At 65.2% G+C, this 18,032-nt stretch carries 19 protein-coding genes; 8 read left to right on the top strand and 11 right to left on the bottom strand.

Annotated elements, in window-relative coordinates; translation table 11 throughout:
- Positions 1-284 precede the first annotated feature (284 nt).
- Complete coding sequence (locus OZ411_RS29625; protein WP_282530791.1) at positions 285-758, bottom strand: helix-turn-helix domain-containing protein; 474 nt, start codon at positions 756-758, stop codon at positions 285-287.
- A gap of 104 nt (positions 759-862) precedes the next feature.
- On the opposite strand from OZ411_RS29625, the gene OZ411_RS29620 reads away from it, so the two are divergent.
- Together OZ411_RS29620 and OZ411_RS29615 are read left to right on the top strand one after the other, a co-directional pair.
- Positions 863-1,651, top strand: coding sequence for a glucose 1-dehydrogenase (locus OZ411_RS29620; protein ID WP_282530790.1), 789 nt, complete (start codon positions 863-865; stop codon positions 1,649-1,651).
- A 165-nt stretch (positions 1,652-1,816) separates the two neighbouring features.
- Entirely contained in the window at positions 1,817-1,975 is a 159-nt protein-coding gene (locus tag OZ411_RS29615) for a hypothetical protein (protein ID WP_282530789.1), read from the top strand.
- Between the two features lie 49 nt (positions 1,976-2,024).
- Here OZ411_RS29615 and OZ411_RS29610 read toward each other — a convergent pair whose 3' ends face one another.
- On the bottom strand, positions 2,025-2,633 hold the full coding sequence (locus tag OZ411_RS29610; protein ID WP_282530788.1) for an NAD(P)H-dependent oxidoreductase: 609 nt from the start codon (positions 2,631-2,633) through the stop codon (positions 2,025-2,027).
- A gap of 100 nt (positions 2,634-2,733) precedes the next feature.
- Between OZ411_RS29610 and OZ411_RS29605 the strand changes: the two genes are divergently transcribed.
- Positions 2,734-3,135: a helix-turn-helix domain-containing protein gene (locus tag OZ411_RS29605; RefSeq protein WP_282530787.1), complete on the top strand. Its 402-nt coding sequence runs from the start codon at positions 2,734-2,736 to the stop codon at positions 3,133-3,135.
- Positions 3,136-3,248: 113 nt separating this feature from the next.
- On the opposite strand, the gene dprA is transcribed toward OZ411_RS29605, so the two are convergent.
- Positions 3,249-4,364: a DNA-processing protein DprA gene (dprA, locus tag OZ411_RS29600; protein WP_282530795.1), complete on the bottom strand. Its 1,116-nt coding sequence runs from the start codon at positions 4,362-4,364 to the stop codon at positions 3,249-3,251.
- A gap of 130 nt (positions 4,365-4,494) precedes the next feature.
- Between dprA and OZ411_RS29595 the strand changes: the two genes are divergently transcribed.
- The gene (locus OZ411_RS29595) at positions 4,495-5,736 is read left to right on the top strand and encodes an amidase (RefSeq protein WP_282530786.1); all 1,242 of its coding nucleotides are present in this window, start codon (positions 4,495-4,497) and stop codon (positions 5,734-5,736) included.
- Here OZ411_RS29595 and OZ411_RS29590 read toward each other — a convergent pair.
- The 4 genes from OZ411_RS29590 to OZ411_RS29575 form a co-directional block, all read right to left on the bottom strand.
- Positions 5,731-6,942, bottom strand: coding sequence for a patatin-like phospholipase family protein (locus tag OZ411_RS29590; protein ID WP_282530785.1), 1,212 nt, complete (start codon positions 6,940-6,942; stop codon positions 5,731-5,733). The two genes, OZ411_RS29595 and OZ411_RS29590, sit on opposite strands and share 6 nt — an antisense overlap.
- Before the next feature lie 155 nt (positions 6,943-7,097).
- Positions 7,098-7,694 carry a glycerol-3-phosphate 1-O-acyltransferase PlsY gene (gene plsY / locus OZ411_RS29585; RefSeq protein ID WP_130579596.1) on the bottom strand — a complete coding sequence of 199 codons (597 nt, stop codon included), beginning with the start codon at positions 7,692-7,694 and terminating at the stop codon, positions 7,098-7,100.
- Between the two features lie 20 nt (positions 7,695-7,714).
- Positions 7,715-9,016, bottom strand: coding sequence for a dihydroorotase (locus tag OZ411_RS29580; RefSeq protein WP_130579597.1), 1,302 nt, complete (start codon positions 9,014-9,016; stop codon positions 7,715-7,717).
- Between the two features lie 4 nt (positions 9,017-9,020).
- On the bottom strand, positions 9,021-9,974 hold the full coding sequence (locus OZ411_RS29575; RefSeq protein ID WP_130579598.1) for an aspartate carbamoyltransferase catalytic subunit: 954 nt from the start codon (positions 9,972-9,974) through the stop codon (positions 9,021-9,023).
- A 118-nt stretch (positions 9,975-10,092) separates the two neighbouring features.
- Here OZ411_RS29575 and OZ411_RS29570 point away from each other — a divergent pair, with 118 nt between their 5' ends.
- The 4 genes from OZ411_RS29570 (at position 10,093) to OZ411_RS29555 (ending at position 14,368) form a co-directional block, all read left to right on the top strand.
- A complete protein-coding gene (locus tag OZ411_RS29570) occupies positions 10,093-10,839 on the top strand; it encodes a M15 family metallopeptidase (RefSeq protein ID WP_282530784.1) in 747 nt (248 codons plus the stop codon).
- Positions 10,840-10,961: 122 nt separating this feature from the next.
- Positions 10,962-12,608 carry an acyl-CoA dehydrogenase family protein gene (locus OZ411_RS29565; RefSeq protein ID WP_282530783.1) on the top strand — a complete coding sequence of 549 codons (1,647 nt, stop codon included), beginning with the start codon at positions 10,962-10,964 and terminating at the stop codon, positions 12,606-12,608.
- A 142-nt stretch (positions 12,609-12,750) separates the two neighbouring features.
- A complete protein-coding gene (locus OZ411_RS29560; RefSeq protein ID WP_282530782.1) occupies positions 12,751-13,521 on the top strand; it encodes a type II CAAX endopeptidase family protein in 771 nt (256 codons plus the stop codon).
- 88 nt (positions 13,522-13,609) lie between these two features.
- Complete coding sequence (locus OZ411_RS29555; protein WP_282530781.1) at positions 13,610-14,368, top strand: CPBP family intramembrane glutamic endopeptidase; 759 nt, start codon at positions 13,610-13,612, stop codon at positions 14,366-14,368.
- Here the strand turns inward: OZ411_RS29555 and OZ411_RS29550 are convergent.
- From OZ411_RS29550 to OZ411_RS29535, 4 genes are all read right to left on the bottom strand, one after another.
- Positions 14,365-15,297 carry an AEC family transporter gene (locus OZ411_RS29550; RefSeq protein WP_130579601.1) on the bottom strand — a complete coding sequence of 311 codons (933 nt, stop codon included), beginning with the start codon at positions 15,295-15,297 and terminating at the stop codon, positions 14,365-14,367. The two genes, OZ411_RS29555 and OZ411_RS29550, sit on opposite strands and share 4 nt — an antisense overlap.
- Before the next feature lie 3 nt (positions 15,298-15,300).
- Positions 15,301-15,783: a Holliday junction resolvase RuvX gene (gene ruvX, locus OZ411_RS29545; RefSeq protein ID WP_130579602.1), complete on the bottom strand. Its 483-nt coding sequence runs from the start codon at positions 15,781-15,783 to the stop codon at positions 15,301-15,303.
- A gap of 218 nt (positions 15,784-16,001) precedes the next feature.
- Positions 16,002-16,937, bottom strand: coding sequence for a cyclase family protein (locus OZ411_RS29540; RefSeq protein WP_130579603.1), 936 nt, complete (start codon positions 16,935-16,937; stop codon positions 16,002-16,004).
- A gap of 189 nt (positions 16,938-17,126) precedes the next feature.
- Entirely contained in the window at positions 17,127-18,017 is an 891-nt protein-coding gene (locus OZ411_RS29535) for a LysR family transcriptional regulator (RefSeq protein WP_282530780.1), read from the bottom strand.
- Between the last annotated feature and the right edge of the window lie 15 nt (positions 18,018-18,032).

Here is an 18,032-nt window from a genome sequence, read left to right as displayed (position 1 = left end):
TCGTCAGTCGCAACACCCGCGTCCACCGCATCTCACCGCAACGTTCGTGACGATCGCGAGCCGCCCCTCATCTGGGTGAGACGCGCGGAGTTAAATCACTGATTTGCCCGACGGCGAAAGCGGAATGTTTTTTCTGCGAGGGCTGGACAGACTTTCGGTGATTTGCCCGTCGGGTTGTTATGTCGCACCCAAAGTAGCCACATCGTCATTGCGAGCGAAGCGAAGCAATCCATAGCGGCGCAAGCGGAGGAATGGATTGCTTCGCTCCGCTCGCAATGACGGAGCTACGCCCCAGCCCGTTTCGCGCGCTTGGGCGCGCCGCGCTTCAGGGTGATGTCGGCGAACGAGAGCAGCCGGCCGTCCTGCGAAGAGAGCGCGAGTTTTTTCACCGGCTTGCCGTTCTCGCGGTCGACCATGGTGGTGCCGATCTGTTCCGGATGATCGTCGAATTCCTCGCTCCACTGCCGGAGCGCCACCAGGATCGGGAAGACCCCAAAACCCTTTGGGGTCAGCGCATATTCCTGATAGGCGCTGCCGTCGGAGGCGGGCGCCAATTCCAGGATGCCCTGGTCCACCAGCGCGCGCAGTCGCACGGTGAGGATGTTCCTCGCGAGCCCCAGGCTCTTCTGGAATTCGCCGAAGCGGCGGTGGCCCAGCAGTGCATCGCGGATGATCAAGAGCGACCACCAGTCGCCCAGCACATCCAGCGAGCGCGCGATCGGGCATTCCGCGCCCTCAAGGCTTGTCCGCTTCACCATCAAGATCTCCGCCGAAATGCATCACAGGCTTGTGTAGTTGCATTATAAAACCAGATCGCCTAGTTGTCCAATGAAGTTTAATAATGCAACCACTGGAGGCTATCGTGAGACTGGCGAACAAGACGGCATTGATCACAGGGGGCAACAGCGGCATCGGTCTTGCGACCGCACGTCTGTTCATTCAGGAAGGCGCCAAGGTTGCCATAACCGGGCGGAACCAGGCGACGCTGGAAGCGGCCGCGCAGGAACTGGGGCCGAATGCGCTCGCGATCGTCGCCGATGCCACCGATGTCGCGGCAATGGAAGGTGCAGTCGCGCAGGCCGCGAAGAAGTTCGGCAAGCTCGATATCGTCTTCGCCAATGCCGGCATTCCCGGTCAAACCCCGCTCGGTGGTACGACGCTCGCGGCGTTCGAGCAGGTGATCCGCACCAATCTGACGGGCGTGTTCTTCACGGTGCAGGCGGCCCTGCCGCATCTCAATGACGGCGCTTCGGTCATCCTCAACGGCTCCGTGATCTCGGTGCAGGGAAATCCAGGCTATTCGGCCTATGCCGCCAGCAAGGGCGGCGTGCGCGCGATGGCGCGCGTGATGGCTTCCGAACTGTCGCCCCGCAACATCCGCGTCAATGTCATCTCGCCCGGCGCCATCCGCACGCCGATCTGGGGTGCCGCGACGGCAACGCCTGAAGCAGAAAAGGCCTTCGAGGCGCGCATCGCCAGATCGACGCCACTGCGCGGGCTCGGCGAACCCGACCACATCTCGAAAACGGTGCTGTTCCTGGCTTCCGACGATTCCGCCCACATCCAGGGGCAGGAACTGTTCGTCGATGGCGGCGCAACTGCTTTGCCCGCCGGCGCTCCGATCTATCGGGGACAGAGCCCGCGGCAGTGAGGGCGATCCGGTCAGAGCGACGGCAAGCCGTTGGCGCCGGTGGTGCCGGTTCACGTGACGCCTTGTCTCACCGGGCCGGGCATGAGTCGTTGAACCTTCGTCGTGCTGCCAAGACAGTCTTATAGGCAGGGACCTTCCTTGGCTTATTGGAACTGGAGAGCAGCAATGCCGACAGTCATCCGCACCCGTCGCTCTGCCCCACTTTCGCGCGTCCCGCAGGATTCAGCCGACGCGCAATTTGCTTCAATCGCGCTGTTTTGCGGGATCGGCATGCTGATTTCGTTCGTCGCCGTGATTTGCGAGGTGCAGGGCGTCTGGCATTAGCTGCGACACCATGGCCGGTGGACGCTGGCCATGGTGTAGATCGATGTCGTTACGCCGCGGTGAGATTACCAGCGGCTTGCAGCGCGCCTGAGACAGCCTTTTCCCGATGCTCCGGCCCGACCTGGATTCCGTCGGCGGAGATGAATTCGGGCTTCGTGATTCCGATGAAGCCGAACACCCAGCGCAAATAGGTCTCCAGATGCTCGCCGACGGCGGCTGGCGTGCCCGGGCCGTAGAAGCCGCCGCGCGAGATCGCGACGATGACGCGCTTGTTGCCGGCGAGGCCCTCGACGCCGGCGGCGCCGTACTTGAACGTCTTGCCGGCAACCAGGATGCGATCGATCCAGGCCTTGAGCTGGCTCGGGATGGTGAAATTGTACATGGGCGCGCCGAGCACGACGATGTCGGCGGCGAGAAACTCCTCCAGCATCTGCTGGCCCGCGGCGATGTCCGGCTGCAGCGAGGCATCCGGAGCGGCGCCCTGGCTTGCGGCCAGATGGGAACCTGAGAGATGCGCGAGCGGTGTCGTCGTCAGGTCGCGATAGGCGACGTCGATGCCGGGATGGGTCTTGCGCAGCCGGTCGACGATGGCGGCGGAGACCTGACGGCTGACGGAGTGGGGGCCCAGCACGCTGGAGTCGAGATGCAGGAGTTTCATGGTTGGTGTCACCCTTTGGTATAGGTTTGTAACTGGCGCTATATGAGTGACCGTGGCAAAAACCCGCAAGAACGCACATTTTTCTTACCGGAGCACATCAGTGAAACCCGAGCACATCCATGTGCCTGTCCTGGAACCGATCCCGCATACCAGCGGCGACTGCCGTGGCGTGGCCTCGGTGCTGGCGCGGGTCGGCGACAAATGGAGCGTGCTCGTCATCATGCTGCTCGGCAACGGCCCACGCCGGTTCAACGAGCTCAAGCGTACGATCGGTGGCATCTCGCAGCGGATGCTGACCCTGACGCTGCGCGGGCTGGAGCGCGACGGGCTCGTCACGCGCACCGTGTTTCCGACCATTCCGCCGCGGGTCGACTATGAGCTGACCGATCTCGGCCGCGGGTTGGCGAAGCCGGTGCAGGCGCTGGGACAATGGGCGTTCGAGCATTTGCCCGAGATCGAGCGCGCGCGAGCCGAGTTCGATGCGCGGAACGATCGCGGATGAAGAGATTGAATTCGTAGCCCGGGTGAAGCGCAAGCGTAACCCGGGGCATCTGTGTCAACGGTGAGAGCGGTCCCGGGTTGCGCTGCGCTCCACCCGGGCTACGAGAGGTCGCTTCAGACCAGCGACACCAATCCACCGCCGTGGCGTTCGAGGCGGCCGGCGAGCTCAAGCTCCAGCAGCACCGTGCGAACGATGGTGGCTGACAGGCCCGACATCCGGATCAGGTCGTCCAGGCTGACCGGGCTCGGGCCGAGCAACGCGACGATGCGTTCGCGCTCGCTCGGGTCGGTGTCGAAATCAAGCGGCTCGTCGTCGCTTTCGCGTGCAGCGAGCGCGAGCGGCCGCTCCATGATCGGCTGGACCGCGTTGATGATGTCGTTCGCGCTGGTCACGAGCGCCGCGCCCTGCTTGATCAGATCGTTGGTGCCGGCAGCGCGCGGATCGAGCGGGGAGCCAGGCACGGCGAAGACTTCGCGGCCCTGTTCTGCCGCCATGCGCGCGGTGATCAGCGAGCCCGAGCGGTGCGCGGCTTCGACGATGACGACGCCAAGCGAGGCCCCCGAGATCAGGCGGTTGCGGCGAGGGAAGTCGCGGGCGCGCGGGACGTGGCCGAGCGGCATTTCGGAGATCGCAGCACCTTGTTCGAGCAAGGCCGCGAGCAGGTCCTCATGCTCGGGCGGATAGATCCTGTCGTGGCCGCCGGCGAGCACCGCGACTGTGCCGGTCTCGACGGTGGCGCGATGGGCGGCCTGGTCGATGCCGCGGGCGAGGCCGGAGATCACGACGAAGCCGGCATCGCCGAGATCGTGGGCGAGCGTGCTTGCGAATTTCAGCCCGGCGCCGGAGGCGTTGCGCGAGCCGACGATCGCGATCATCGGCCGCGCCAGCACGTCAAGCGCGCCGCGCACGGCTAATAGCGGCGGCGCGTCATCGACCGTGGCAAGCCGCGCCGGATAGGCGGCTTCGCTAGGTGCGACCAGGCTGACGCCGTGCTTCTTGCAGGCCGCAAGCTCGGCCTTTGCCTCCTCGACCGTGCAGATGCGTCCCGCACCGCCACCGCCGCCACGGCGCGCCATCTCAGGAAGGTGCTCCAGCGCGGTGTGCGCATCGCCGAAATGGTTGAGGAGCGAGCGAAAAGTGCGCGGCCCGACATTCTCCGAGCGGATCAGCCGCAGGCGGTCGAGGCGTTCGGAATCGGTGAGTTCGTGCTTTGGCGTGCGGTCGTGCATGGCGCCAGCATGGATCAACCGCAGCGCGCAGGCAACGGTCCCCGGGGGATGAGCCATTCGCGGGCGCGCCTTGCCCGATCGCGAGGCGGCCCGTAAAAGCAATCCAACCAATGAAGGGAGGAAATTCCCGATGATCTCGCTCGCCGAACTCACCCGTCACATCGAGCAGGGCGAACTCTTGCCCGACGCAGCGCTCGCCCAATCGCTCGCGGCGATCGATGCAGAGGAAAAGACGATCGGCGCCTTTGTGTCGCGGGCGGAGAATCCGCGTGCGCAGGCGTCAGGACCGTTGCGTGGTATTGCGGTGGGTATGAAGGATATCATCGACACCGCGGATTTCCCGACCGAGATGGGGGCAGCGATCTATCGCGGAAATCGTCCGCGCGCCGATGCGTCTGTCGTGATGATGCTGAAGCAGGCCGGCGCCACCATTGTCGGCAAGACCACGACGACGGCGTTTGCCGCGAACGATCCGACGGCGACGCTCAATCCGCGCAATCATGGCCACACGCCGGGCGGATCGTCAGCCGGATCGGCCGCTGCCGTCGCAGCCGGGATGATTCCGCTGGCGCTGGGGACGCAGACGGCAGGCTCGGTGATCCGGCCGGCGTCGTTTTGCGGCGTCGCTGCGATCAAGCCGTCCTACCGGCTGCTGCCGACCGTCGGCGTCAAATGCTTCTCCTGGACGCTCGATACCGTCGGCCTGTTCGCGGCTGGCGTAAGCGACCTCGCGGTGGCGCTGGCGGCGATGACGGGCCGGCCGGCGCTGCTATTGCCGGACACGATCGCAACGCCGCGGATCGGCATCGTGACGCAGGACTTTGCCGGTGCACCTGATGCGTCAGGCGCGGAGGCATTACGGATCGCGGGGCAGGCGGCCGAGCGCGCCGGCGCTTCGGTTCGTGCGCTGCCATTGTCTGAGATCGTCGCGGAGGCCTGGCGCATTCATCCGGTGGTACAGGACTTTGAAGCGCATCGGTCGTTCGCCTGGGAATATCGCGAGAACTATGACGCGATGCCGCCATTGCTGCGCGGCCGGCTCGACGAGAGCAAGGATGTGACCGCGGCCCAATATGACGAGGCGATCGACATCGCCGGCCGCGCGCGGCAGGCGCTCACTGAGTCGTTTGGGGATGTCGACGTGCTGCTGACCCCGTCGGCGCCCGGCGCCGCGCCGAAGGGACTCTCGTCGACCGGCGATCCCCGCTACAACCGGCTGTGGACGCTGATGGGCGTTCCCTGCGTCAACGTGCCCGCTTATGTCGCCGAGGGCAATTTGCCTGTCGGCGTGCAGGTGATCGCGCCGTTCGGCGCCGACGCCAAGGCGCTGGCGGCTGCGCGCTTTGTCGAAATGGCGCTGGCGAAACTATAGCAGCGCGGGTTCGGCGACGCGTGACTTGCGCGGCGTCTCGATCCGCGTGGAGCCGGCGTCCTGCGCCAGGAAACGTTCGGCAGCCTTGCGGCCGCTCCGATGCAAGAGGCGGATGAAACCCGGGCCGAGATCGGTGGCGCTGCGCTGGGCGAGCCCGTCGATCTCGTCTTCCGCGGCGATCCGGAATAGCCGCAGCGAGGGGGCCGCAGCAGGGCGCGCCCATTCCAGCGCCGCGATCTCGGCGTTGAGCACGGAATTGGCCGTGATCTGGTCGAGGCGGCGATCGATCGCGGCGGGCGTGATCGGGACATAGTTGTCGCGCGCCGGCGTCACCTGGACGACCAGCACGTTGGAGGTCTCGGATTCCTGCACCAGTCGGACCAGCGGGGGATTGGCGCCAAAGCCGCCGTCCCAATAGGACTCGCCGTCGATTTCGACTGCGCAATGGATCAATGGCGGGCAGGTCGAGGCGAGCAGCACGTCGGCGGTGATCTCGGCATTGCCAAAGACCTGCTGCCGGCCGTCGCGGACGCGCGTCGCCGCCACCAGAAGTTTCGGGCAGGCGGGGCTCTGCAGCGCGGTGAAATCGATGTCTCTTGCCAGCGCCTGACGCAGCGGATCGAGATCGAATGGATCGAACTGGCCGGACCGCAGCGTCGGCCCGAACGCGACCGACCGTCCGGCCGGCGAGAATCCTCCGACCAGCATCAGCGAGCGGAACGAGGCCTCATGCATCATCCGCATCCAGAACCGCTTGAGTGCGGCGCGCGCGCCTTCGCGGCCACCTTCCACCAAGCCGCAAGCGAACAACGCGGCGTTGACGGCGCCAGCGCTGGCGCCGCTGATGGTGTCGAACGCGCAATCTGGTTCTTCCAGCAGCCGCTCGAGCGCGCCCCAGGTGAACGCGGCAAAGGTGCCGCCGCCCTGCAGCGCCAGCGATAATTTTCGCGGGGGCCAGACGAGCGATTCGCCCGCATCCGTCTTTTTCGGCTTGTCGACCGGCGAGCGTGCCGGCAGGTCGGCCCGCGCCGATTGCATGTTCAGTACGGCGTCTGGTGGTGGCGGGGCGGTAGGCCGCTCGGCTCCCACGCTGGATTTGGTTGCCGAACTGACGGCACTCGGCGTGTCGCCGGAGAATGACCAGATATCGGAGGCAGCGAGCAGGGCGCTCGCGCTGGACGTGCTCACCGGACACGACGCGCTCATTCCGTCGATTCCATCCTGTTCGATCCCGTCTATCTGACGCAACCGTATGACGCCGTTTGTTGACTCGCAGGATGACAGCCTGCGTCACTGTTCGCCAGTGCCGCCCGAGAATTTCGGACAGATGTGACCTGCCCTCAACAGGTTGATGGCGAATTCTAGGCCTTTTGGCCGATCCGTCCCTCGGTTCCCGCCCGCAGCCGCTTGATGTTCTCGCGATGGGTGTAGAACAGCATGAGCGCCAGCACCGCGGCGAGCGCGGCGAGTGCGGCGTGCCCGAACCACCACAGGAAGATCGGGGTGACGACGGCCGCAACCAGCGCCGAGAGCGACGAATAGCGCGTGGTGAAGGCAGTGGCGAGCCAGACCGCGCCATAGACGGCCGCAGCCGGCCAGAACAGGCCGATCAGCACGCCGATATAGGTGGCAACACCCTTGCCGCCCTTGAATCCGAGCCAGACCGGGTAGAGATGGCCGAGGAAGGCGCCGAGCCCGGCCACCATCGCCGCATTCGGGCCGCCGAGATAGCCCGACAGCACAACCGCGGCCGTGCCCTTCAGCATGTCGAAGATCAGCGTTGCGGCGGCAAGCCCCTTGCGCCCGGTGCGCAGCACGTTGGTGGCGCCGATATTGCCGGAGCCGATCGAGCGCAGATCCTGCGTGCCGGCGATCTTCGTCAGGACCAGGCCGAACGGGACCGAGCCGAACAGATAGCCGATCAGGAAGGCGACGATCAGGAAGGCGTCAGAGGACATGGCCGGCGCTCCCGCGGGTGTTAGACATGTTCATACACCGTCCGGCCGCTGACAATGGTGCGCACGACGCGGCCGGAGAAGCGGGCCTCGTCGAAGGGCGTGTTCTTGCACAGCGATTTGAGGTCGACGGGATCGAGCACCCAGGGCGTCTCCGGATCGATCACGATCACGTCGGCCGGCGAACCGGCGCGCAGCGAGCCGCCGGGCAGGCCCAGCAGTTCGGCGGGTCGGGTCGACATCGCGCGGATCAAGGTCTTGAAGTCCATCTCGCCATTGTGGATCAAACGCAGGCCCGCCGGCAGCATGGTCTGCAGCCCGACCGCGCCGAAAGCGGCCTCGGCGAACGGCAGGCGCTTGACCTCGACGTCCTGCGGATTGTGGTCGGACATGATGACGTCGATGAGACCGGAGGCCAGCGCGGCGACCAATGCCTGGCGGTCGTCCTCGGTGCGGAGTGGCGGCGACAGTTTCAGGAACGTCCTGTAAGGCCCGATGTCGTTCTCGTTCAGCGTGACATGGTTGATCGAGACCGAGGCGGAGACGTCGGCGCCGGCATCGCGGGCGCGTTTGAGGATCTCAAGCGACTCCGCCGTGGAGAGGGAGGCCGCGTGATAGCGCCCGCCGGTGAGCGCCGCGAGCCGCACGTCGCGCTCGAGCATGATCGACTCGGCGGCGTTCGGGATGCCGGCAAGCCCCAGCCTTGTCGCGAACTCGCCCTCGTTCATCACGCCTTCGCCGACGAGGTCGGGATCCTCGGTGTGATGCACGATCAGCGCGTCGAAGTCGCGCGCATAAGTCAGCGCGCGGCGCATCACCTGCGCGTTGGTGACGCTCTTGTCGCCGTCGGTGAAGGCGACCGCGCCGGCGGCCTTCAGGAGCCCGATCTCGGTCATCTCCTCGCCGCGCAGGCCCTTGGTCAGCGCCGCCATTGGATGGATGTTGACGATCGCGGTGTCGCGGGCGCGGCGCATCACGAAATCGACGGTCGCCGAATTGTCGATCACGGGCGAGGTGTTCGGCTGGCAGATGATGGTGGTGATGCCGCCGGCGGCCGCGGCGAGACTCGCCGACGCAAAGGTTTCGCGATGGTTCGCACCGGGCTCGCCGACAAAGGCGCGCATGTCGATCAGGCCGGGAGCCACGATCTTGCCGGCGCAATTGACGATGTCGGTGCCTTCAGGGACGCCGGCTGTGCCGATGCCGCGCTTGGAGTCGCGGATCATGCCGTCGGCGATCAGGACGTCGGCGGGCCCGTCGAGATCGCGGGAGGGATCGACGACGCGGGCATTGGCAAGCAGGATTGGGCGACGATCGGTCAGCATGATCTCACGCGTTCGGCAGGTTGCGGGCGAGCGCTTCGAGCACCGCCATGCGCACTGCCACTCCCATTTCGACTTGTTCGCGGATGACCGACTGCGCGCCGTCGGCCACGGCCGAGTCGATTTCGACGCCGCGGTTCATCGGCCCCGGATGCATCACCAGCGCATCTGGTTTGGCGTAGGACAGCTTCTTCTGGTCGAGGCCGAAATACTGGAAATATTCGCCCGACGACGGCACGAAGGAGCCGTTCATGCGCTCGCGCTGCAGGCGCAGCATCATCACGATGTCGGCACCGTCAAGCCCCTCGCGCATGTCGCGGGCGACCTCGACGCCCATCCGCTCGATGCCGCGCGGCAGCAGCGTTGACGGCGCGACCACGCGGACGCGGGCGCCCATCGTGTTGAGCAGGAGGATGTTGGAACGCGCGACGCGCGAATGCATGACATCGCCGCAGATCGCGATCACGAGCCCCTCGATCCGGCCCTTGTTGCGGCGGATCGTCAGCGCGTCGAGCAGGGCCTGGGTCGGATGCTCGTGCGCGCCGTCGCCGGCATTGATCACGGAACCGTCAACCTTGCGCGCCAGCAGTTCCACGGCGCCGGAGGCGTGGTGGCGCACCACCAGGATATCCGGATGCATCGCGTTCAGCGTCACCGCGGTGTCCATCAAGGTCTCACCCTTGCGCATCGAGGACGAGGACACCGACATGTTCATGACGTCGGCGCCCAGCCTTTTTCCCGCGATCTCGAACGAGGATTGCGTGCGGGTCGAAGCCTCGAAGAACAGGTTGACCTGGGTGCGGCCGCGCAAGGATGCGCGTTTCTTGTCCACCTGGCGGTTGAGCTCGACATATTCCTCGGACAGGTCGAGCAGCCCGGTGATGTCGGCAGCGGAAAGCCCCTCGATGCCCAGCAAGTGCCGGTGACCGAGGACAAAGGTCGATTTCAATGATGGGGTCATTAAAGCCAGAGCTATAGGCGGGGATGGCCGGCGGGGCAAGCGGGAATCAGGGGTGGATGAGTTATCCCCGGGTCTGTCGTAGTCTTGGCGTGCCCGGCCGTGATGGGGGACGAGTTTCATGAAAATTGTCGTGATCGCATTGATGGCCGTCGTCTTGGCTGCACCGGCCCGCGCGCAGCAACTTCCCGGCGGCTTCGTGTTCCTGCGCGACATCGATCCGACGATCATCCAGGACATCCGCTATGCCGGCTCGAACAATTTCGTCGGCCGGCCGCTCAGGGGTTACGGCGCGGGCGACTGCGTGGTGAAGCGCGAGGTCGGGCTCAGGCTGAAGGCCGTGCAGCAGGAACTCGCGGGACAAAAGCTGTCGCTGAAGATGTTCGATTGCTATCGCCCGACGCGGGCGGTCGCCGACATGGTGGTGTGGTCGAGAGATGGCAAGGAGACGGCCTCCGGCAAGCGCTACAATCCGGCGTTCAGGAAGGTCGATCTGTTCCGGCTCGGCTATATCGCCACCCGCTCCGGCCATTCGACCGGGGCCGCGCTCGACCTGACGCTGGTCGATCTTGCCGCCGACAATTCCGGCAAGTTCGATCCCGCGAGGGACTATGCTGACTGCACGTCGTCAGTGGAAAAGCGGGCGCCGGAAGGCAGCGTCGATATGGGCACGGGCTATGACTGCTCCGACGTCAAGGCGCATACCGCCGCACCCTCGATCAACCAGTCACAGCGGCGGTGGCGGAGAATGCTCGTCGCAGCGATGGCGCGACAGGGTTTTGTCAACTATTCCAAGGAGTGGTGGCATTTTTCGCTGCCCGGCGCGGGTGGTCAGGCCTATGATTTCCCGATTCCGCCGCGCCGCTAAAGCGTGATGACTTTTCTTCGAATCGTCATCCCGCTTTAGCTCCTTGTTTGAGCATGATCTTTTCGGAAAACCGGTGTCCACTTTTCCGGATCATGCTTTAGTTCCGGCTTTCAGGAAGCGCCATGACCCAGCCCACCTTCTCGACCCACGAGGTCTTCAACCAGTCGCCACCGTTCGAGGACGTCGATCTGTTCACACTCGACAAGCCGCTGGTGGCGGCGGTGGCCGCCAATGGCGGCGGCTCGGCGCAGGGCGAGCTGGCACAATTCGGCAAGCATTGGGGCTCGTCTGCGATGGCGGAGCGGGGCCGCATCGCCAATGAGAATACGCCGAAACTGCGCACCTTCGACTCCCGCGGCAACCGGCGCGATGTGGTCGAGTTTCATCCGGCCTATCACGAACTGATGGCGCACAGCGCGCATGCCGGCGTGCACAACTCGACCTGGACCACGGACGGCAAGCCCGCGGGCGGGGCGGCGGAGGTGGTGCGCGCAGCGAAATTCTATATCGCCGCGCAGGTCGAGACCGGGCATCTCTGCCCGATCACGATGACCCGCGCCGCCGTCGCCCCGCTGGCCTCGCAGCCGGATCTCATGGCGAGGACGATGCCGGTGATCGCCACGCGCTCCTATGATCCGAGCTTCATGCCCTGGTGGGAGAAGCGCGGCATGACGCTCGGCATGGGCATGACCGAGAAGCAGGGCGGCACCGACGTGCGCGCCAACATAACGCGCGCGGCGCGCGATGGCGATGCGTATCGCATCACCGGGCACAAATGGTTCATGTCGGCGCCGATGTGCGACGCGTTCCTGGTGCTGGCGCAGGCCGAGGAGGGCCTGAGCTGCTTCTTCATGCCGCGCTTTGCGCCTGACGGATCGGTCAATGCCATCCACTTCCAGCGCCTGAAGGACAAGCTCGGCAATCGCTCCAATGCGTCGTCGGAGGTGGAATTCCACGGCGCCTATGCCGAGCGGATCGGCGAGGAGGGCAAGGGTATCCGTACCATCATCCAGATGGTGCAACTGACCCGGCAGGATTGCGCGATCGCCTCCGCCGGGCTGATGCGCTCGGGGCTTGCGCATGCGCTGCATCACGCGCGCCATCGCAGCGTGTTCCAGAAGCATCTCGCCGATCAGCCGCTGATGCAGGCGGTGCTGTCGGACATGGCGCTGCATGTCGAGGCTTCGATCGCGCTGGTGATGCGCCTATGCCGCGCGTTCGACCGCACGCCCGATGACGCCAAGGAGGCGGCCTATATGCGGCTGCTCACGCCCGCGATCAAATACTGGACCTGCAAGAGCGCGCCCGGATTCCTCTACGAGGCGATGGAGTGCCTCGGCGGCAACGGCTATGTCGAGGAGGGCATTCTGGCGCGGCATTACCGGGAGTCGCCGGTCAATGCGATCTGGGAAGGCTCGGGCAACGTGATGTGCCTCGACGTGCTGCGCGCGCTGTCACGCGAGGCCGACGCGGCTGCGGCCATTCTGCAGGAATTGTCGGGGGAGACGCAGGGCCTGCCGGGCGCAAGCGAGGCGGTTGCGTTCATCAGCAAGGCGTTCCGCAGGCCCGACAGCGAGCGCGTCGCGCGGCTTGCGGTGGAGAGACTGGCGCTGCTGGCCGCGAGCGCCGCGCTCAATGGCGTGATGCCGCGTCACGCCGAACGGTTCGCGGCGACACGGCTCGCGACCACACACGCCGGCATGTACGGCGCCGTGGAGCTTGCCGAGAGCGACATGCGCGCGCTGCTGGAGCGGGCGCTGCCGCATTGACTGCCGTACATCCCGTCATGCCCGGGCTTGACCCGGGCATCCACGACTCTCGTGCCACGCAGAGAAAAGGGACGTGGATGGCCGGGACGAGCCCGGCCATGACGTTGTGGAGGCAGGATCGCATTCGATCGAGAGTTAGCTGATGGATGTCCTCAGTTCCGAAAACCCTCCGCTGACGACCGCTCCACCGCCGCCGCCGCGGGTGTGGAAATTCTGGGGTACGACGCTGTGGGGATTGTTCGTGTTCGGCGGCTTGTTCCTCGGGCAGCTCGCCGTCGTCATCTACTTCATGCTGAAACGGGAGGCGCCCGATGTCGCGTCCGCCATCCAGGTTCTGGGCGGTGGATGGACGATTGCGCTCTCGGTCACCACGGGACTGCCAGGGGCGCTGCTGGCGCTCTGGATCGCGATCCGTCCGACCCGGATTTCCTTCGCCGATTACCTCGCGCTGCGCTGGACCTCCTGGAAGAACTTCGCCATCGGCGTGGCCGCGCTGGCGTTATTGGCTGGCGTGTGGGAGTTGGTCTCGCGCGTGGTCGGCCGGGAATCCTCGCCGGGCTTCATGGGCGAGGTGTTGAAGTCGGCGCAGGCCGAAGGCGCGCTTTGGCTGCTCGTCATCGCGTTTTGTATTGCCGCGCCGGTATCAGAGGAGCTTTTCGCCCGCGGCTTCCTCTATCGCGGCTGGTCCGAAACGGCCCTGCGGCCTGGAGGCGCGATCCTGCTGTCGTCGCTCGTCTGGACCGTGCTGCATCTGCAATATGACTGGTTCTTCCTGAGCGAGGTGTTTTCGATCGGGCTCGTGTTCGGCTATCTGCGCTACCGTTTTGATTCGACCTGGCTCACCATCGTGCTGCACGGGCTGAACAATCTGGCGGCGACGCTGCAGACGTTGTGGCTGACGGGGCAGTCGTAGCTGCTTGCACCCTACTGGCAGGATGATCGCCGGGCATGCTAGGTAGAGGCTTAGCGCACGCTGCGACGTTGTCGCGGAAAAAATCGATATGTCGGACTTCGAAAATGCCAAATCGCCGGCCTCGGTCTCGCCGCGAACGTGGGACTTCATGGAGACGACGTTTGTCAGTCTGATCGCTGCCGGCGTGTTCGTTCTGGCAGGGCAACTAACCATCAGCATCATGCTGGCCACGGACGGGGGGACGACGGGCTTATCGCCAGCTCAATTTGAGGCGGTGTGGATGCAGGGGCGCTGGCAAGGCGCCGGCACAATCGCGGCAGCTCCGGCTACCGTCGCCGTGTTGTGGATTGCGATCCGAATGATCCGCAGAGATTTCGCGGAATATCTTGCGTTGAAGTGGCCGAGTGCGGGCGAACTGTGGCGCGGCGTGGCCATTGTGACGATGGTCTTAGTAGCCGAAAGTTTCGTCGCATATGCTGTTGGCCAAGACGTCCCACAAGACCCTACGGCTGCTCCGCTTCTCGTCGTCGGAGACGCGAGCGGTTTGCTCGCCTTGCTGATCGGCAGCTGCATTGCAGGGCCGATACTCGAAGAGTTTGTCTTCCGCGGCTTCATGTTCCGTGGCTGGTCGCAATCGTTTCTTGGTCCGATCGGGGCCATCGTGCTGACCTCCGCGGTATGGGCCGTGTACCACACTCAATATGATTGGTTTGGACGGCTGGAGATCTTCGTCGTGGGCCTTGTGCTTGGCCACCTTCGTTGGCGCAGCAATTCAACCTGGCTGACGGTGGTGCTTCATTCAGCCATGAACACCGTCTACTTCTTCCTGATAGGGCCTTATATCTAAAGCCCGCTTGCCGCGAGCGCGATGATAACGGGCATCGTAATCGCCGCCAGTATCGTCTGCAGCGTGATGATCTGGGCGAGCAGCGGCGCATCGCCGCCCATCTGGCGGGCGAGCACATAGGCCGAAGAGGAAGTGGGTACCGCCGAGCCGACGGCGACGATCACAAGGCTCGGGCCGGACAGCCCGAACGCGAGCCCGAGTGTCACAGCAAGCATGGGCAGGGCGATCAGCTTCAGGAACACCGTGACGCTGGCGGCGAGGCTCGGACGGAACATGCCTTCGAGGTGCAGGCCGGCGCCGGTGACGAGCAGGCCGATCGCAAGCGAGGAGCGGCCGAGCGCGTCGGCGACGTCATGCCAGAGCTTTGGCAGTGGGAAGTGGGTCACGTTCAAGAGGAGCCCGACGACGCAGGCCCAGATCAGTGGGTTTTTCACCACCGTCATCACGATGGTGCCGGCCGATTGCTTTTGCGGCGCGGCGTAGTGTGCGAGCACGGAGACGCTGAAGACATTAACCAGCGGAATGATCGCGACCATCGCGACGGAGGCGAGCGCGAGCCCGACATCGCCGTAGAGACTGCCTGACACCGCGAGCGCGACATAGGTCTGCCAGCGGGTGGCGCCCTGGAACACCGAGGTGAAGGCGGGGCCGTCGACGCCGCTGCGTGCGAGCAGCGGGCGGAGTGCGAGGCACAGTAGCGACATCGCCAGCGCCGAGAGGAACAGCGCGCCACCGACGCCGCCGATCGGCACCTTTGTCAGGTCGGCCTTCACCAGCGTCTGGATCAAAAGCACCGGGAACAGCACGTAATAGGTCAGCCGTTCCAGGCCGTGCCATTGCGTCTCCGGCTTGAGTAGCGTCCGCTTCAGGATGAAGCCGAGCACGATCAAGAGGAATGTCGGCAACAGCGCCGCGATGACGACGGCCATGCTTCAGCGCTCGCCCCGCAATTTTGCCAGCCGATCCAGCGCGCCCTGCAGGATGAAGATCGCGGCGTGCTCGTCGATCACTTCAGCGCGCCTGGCGCGGCTGACATCCATGCCGATCAATTCGCGTTCGACCGCCGCCGTCGAGAGCCGCTCATCCCAGAGCCCGATCGCGAGCGTGGTCAGGTTGGAGAGGTTGCGGGCAAAGGCGCGGGTCGATTGCGCCCGCGGCCCCTCGCTGCCATCCATGTTGATGGGAAGCCCAAGCACGAAGCCGACCACGTTGCGCTCGCCGGCGATCGCCATCAACCGTGCCGCGTCGGCCTTGAACGCCTTGCGCTGGATGGTCTCGACGCCAGTAGCCAGCCGGCGATCGGGATCGGAGACGGCGACGCCGATGGTCTTCGTTCCAAGATCGAGCCCGATCAACGCGCCACGTTCAGGCCAGTGCGCGACAGCTTCGATCAGGGGGAGGACAGGGGCGGGCATGAGGATGCGATTAACACGTGGTGCCCTGCGGAGGCAAAGCCGCCCTTCACCTCCCCCCAGCGGGAAGGCGAAGATCGGTAGCCCGGGTGAAGCGCAGCGTAACCCGGGAACGCTCGCCGACGCTGACGCAAATGCCCCCGGGTTGCGCTCCGCTCCACCCGGGCTACGGGGCCACCTCTCCCCAGCGGAGAGAGGTGGAAGCGCGTTCGCGGCTGATGTCAGCGGATCGCGATGGGGTTGATCATGCTCTGTACGCCGCCGCGCCAGCGCGGCTGACCGAGCACGAACAGGAACTCATACCCCTTGTCCTTGGCGAGCTCGGCGGTGTCCATGTTCTCCAGGATGTAGGTGCCGTTCTTGGCAAGCAGGATCTGGTGCACCTCGAACACGTTGGGGCTTTCGAACGGGATGGTCTCGACGGCCCAGGTGTCGGCACCGACGGCCACCACGCCCTTGCCGGTGAGATAATTGGCGCCCTCGACCCCGAGGCCGGGTTCGCCCGCGGAATAGCGCTTGTCGTCCTTGCCGATCAGGCTAAGCCAGCCGGTGTGGAAGATCACGACGTCGCCCTGGCGGATCTCGACGCCCTGTTTCTTCGCGACTTCCTCGATCTCCTTGACGTTGAAGGCGGTGCCCTCCTTGACCACGTCGGTGTTGTAATAGGCGGCCATGTCGAGCAGCACGCCGCGGGCGACCATCGGCGGCACCTTCTCGATGCCGAGCTTCTTCAAGCCCGTAGGATCGGCAAAATCGGCGAGCTTGTTGCCGTTGTAGTAGACGTGCTCGATGCCGAGATGGCCGAGCCCGTCGAGCTGGCTGCCGATGCCGACCCAGGTATCGATGATATCGTCATTGTAGGTCGCCTTGTTCGGACCGATGCCGGAGCTGCCGGCCTGTCCGGGCTGAACGATGGTGATCTTGAAGCTGCGCGGCGGATAGGCCGGCGTCTTGGTATCGACGGGAATGCCGAGCGCGTAGGTCTTGCCGGTCTTCACCAATGATGCGGCTTTGACGACGAGTTCTGGCGTCATGTAGTTGGCGGCGCCGATCTCGTCGTTCGGCCCCCATTTCGACTTGGTCCAGTCTTGTGCGCTTGCCGTTCCGACCGTAACCAACAAAGCAACAGAACAGCACAACACGAATGCGGTGCGCATCGCAGTCCCTCCCAGATGTTGACGTTATGGTTGTTGGTAGAAAGCGCCACATACTAACGTAGACGCGGGGCACGATCCAAAAATTTTTGATGGCGGGCCCGCACCATACGGGTGCCCGCACGCGCGAAACCTGTGATGGCTCCGTCACAGAAATAAGGCTTTCCGGATTTCGCGGAGCGGAACGAGCGGTCAGGCCGCGATGACCTGATCGTCCTTGTCGAGACAGGCGGCAAAACTCTGCAGAGCGCTATATTGATGGGCGCTGCGGCGCTGGATGAAGATCGTTTCGGCGCGCGCATAGGATGGATCGAGCGCGTGGATGCTGACGCTGGCATGCAACGCGTTGCGCTCGACGACGACGCGCGGCAACAGCGTCACGCCCATGTCGGCGGCGACGCAGCCGACCATGCCGTCGAGCGTGCCGAGCTCGAAGCGTGCGGCCGACGGCCAGCCCAAGTCGGTGAAGATCTGCTCGAGCCGCTGCCGATAGGTGCAGCCGGTGCGGAACACCAGCGCGGTCGGTCCGGATTCCGACGTGCCCGCACGCAAGGCGGCGAGGTTGGCCCAGCGGCGCGCGGTGACCAGCACCAGTTCTTCGCGGAAGGCGAGGGTGGAGGTGAGCTCGGCGTGATCGATCGGACCGGCCACGAAGGCGCCGTCCAGCGTGCCATCAAGCACGGCAGTGACGAGATCGGTCGTGGTCGCGGTCTTCAGGGTCAGTCGCACCGCGGGGAAGCGGCGATGGAATTCGGCAAGCAGCACGGGCAGGCGGACGGCGGCCGTCGTCTCCATGGAGCCGATCGCCAGCGGTCCCTTCGGCTCGCCATCATCGCGCGCGGCGAGCATCGCTTCGCGTGAGAGCGCGGCCATTCGTTGCGCATACGGGAGCAGCCGTCGCCCCGCGCCGGTCAGCGTCATGCCGCGGCTGTGCCGCTCGAACAGCGCGGTGCCGATCTCGGCTTCGAGCGCCTTGATCCTCTGGGTGACGTTGGACTGCACGGTGTGCAGCTCATCGGCGGCGCGGGTGATGCCGCCGAGACGGGCGACAGTTGCAAAGGTCTGGAGGTCGGTGAGTTCCATGATCGCAGCCTGCGT

This window comes from Bradyrhizobium sp. Arg237L (genome assembly GCF_029990105.1).
Classification (GTDB): domain Bacteria; phylum Pseudomonadota; class Alphaproteobacteria; order Rhizobiales; family Xanthobacteraceae; genus Bradyrhizobium.
Note: the sequence above shows the minus strand (reverse complement) of the source record. Positions and strands in the feature narration are given on the sequence as shown.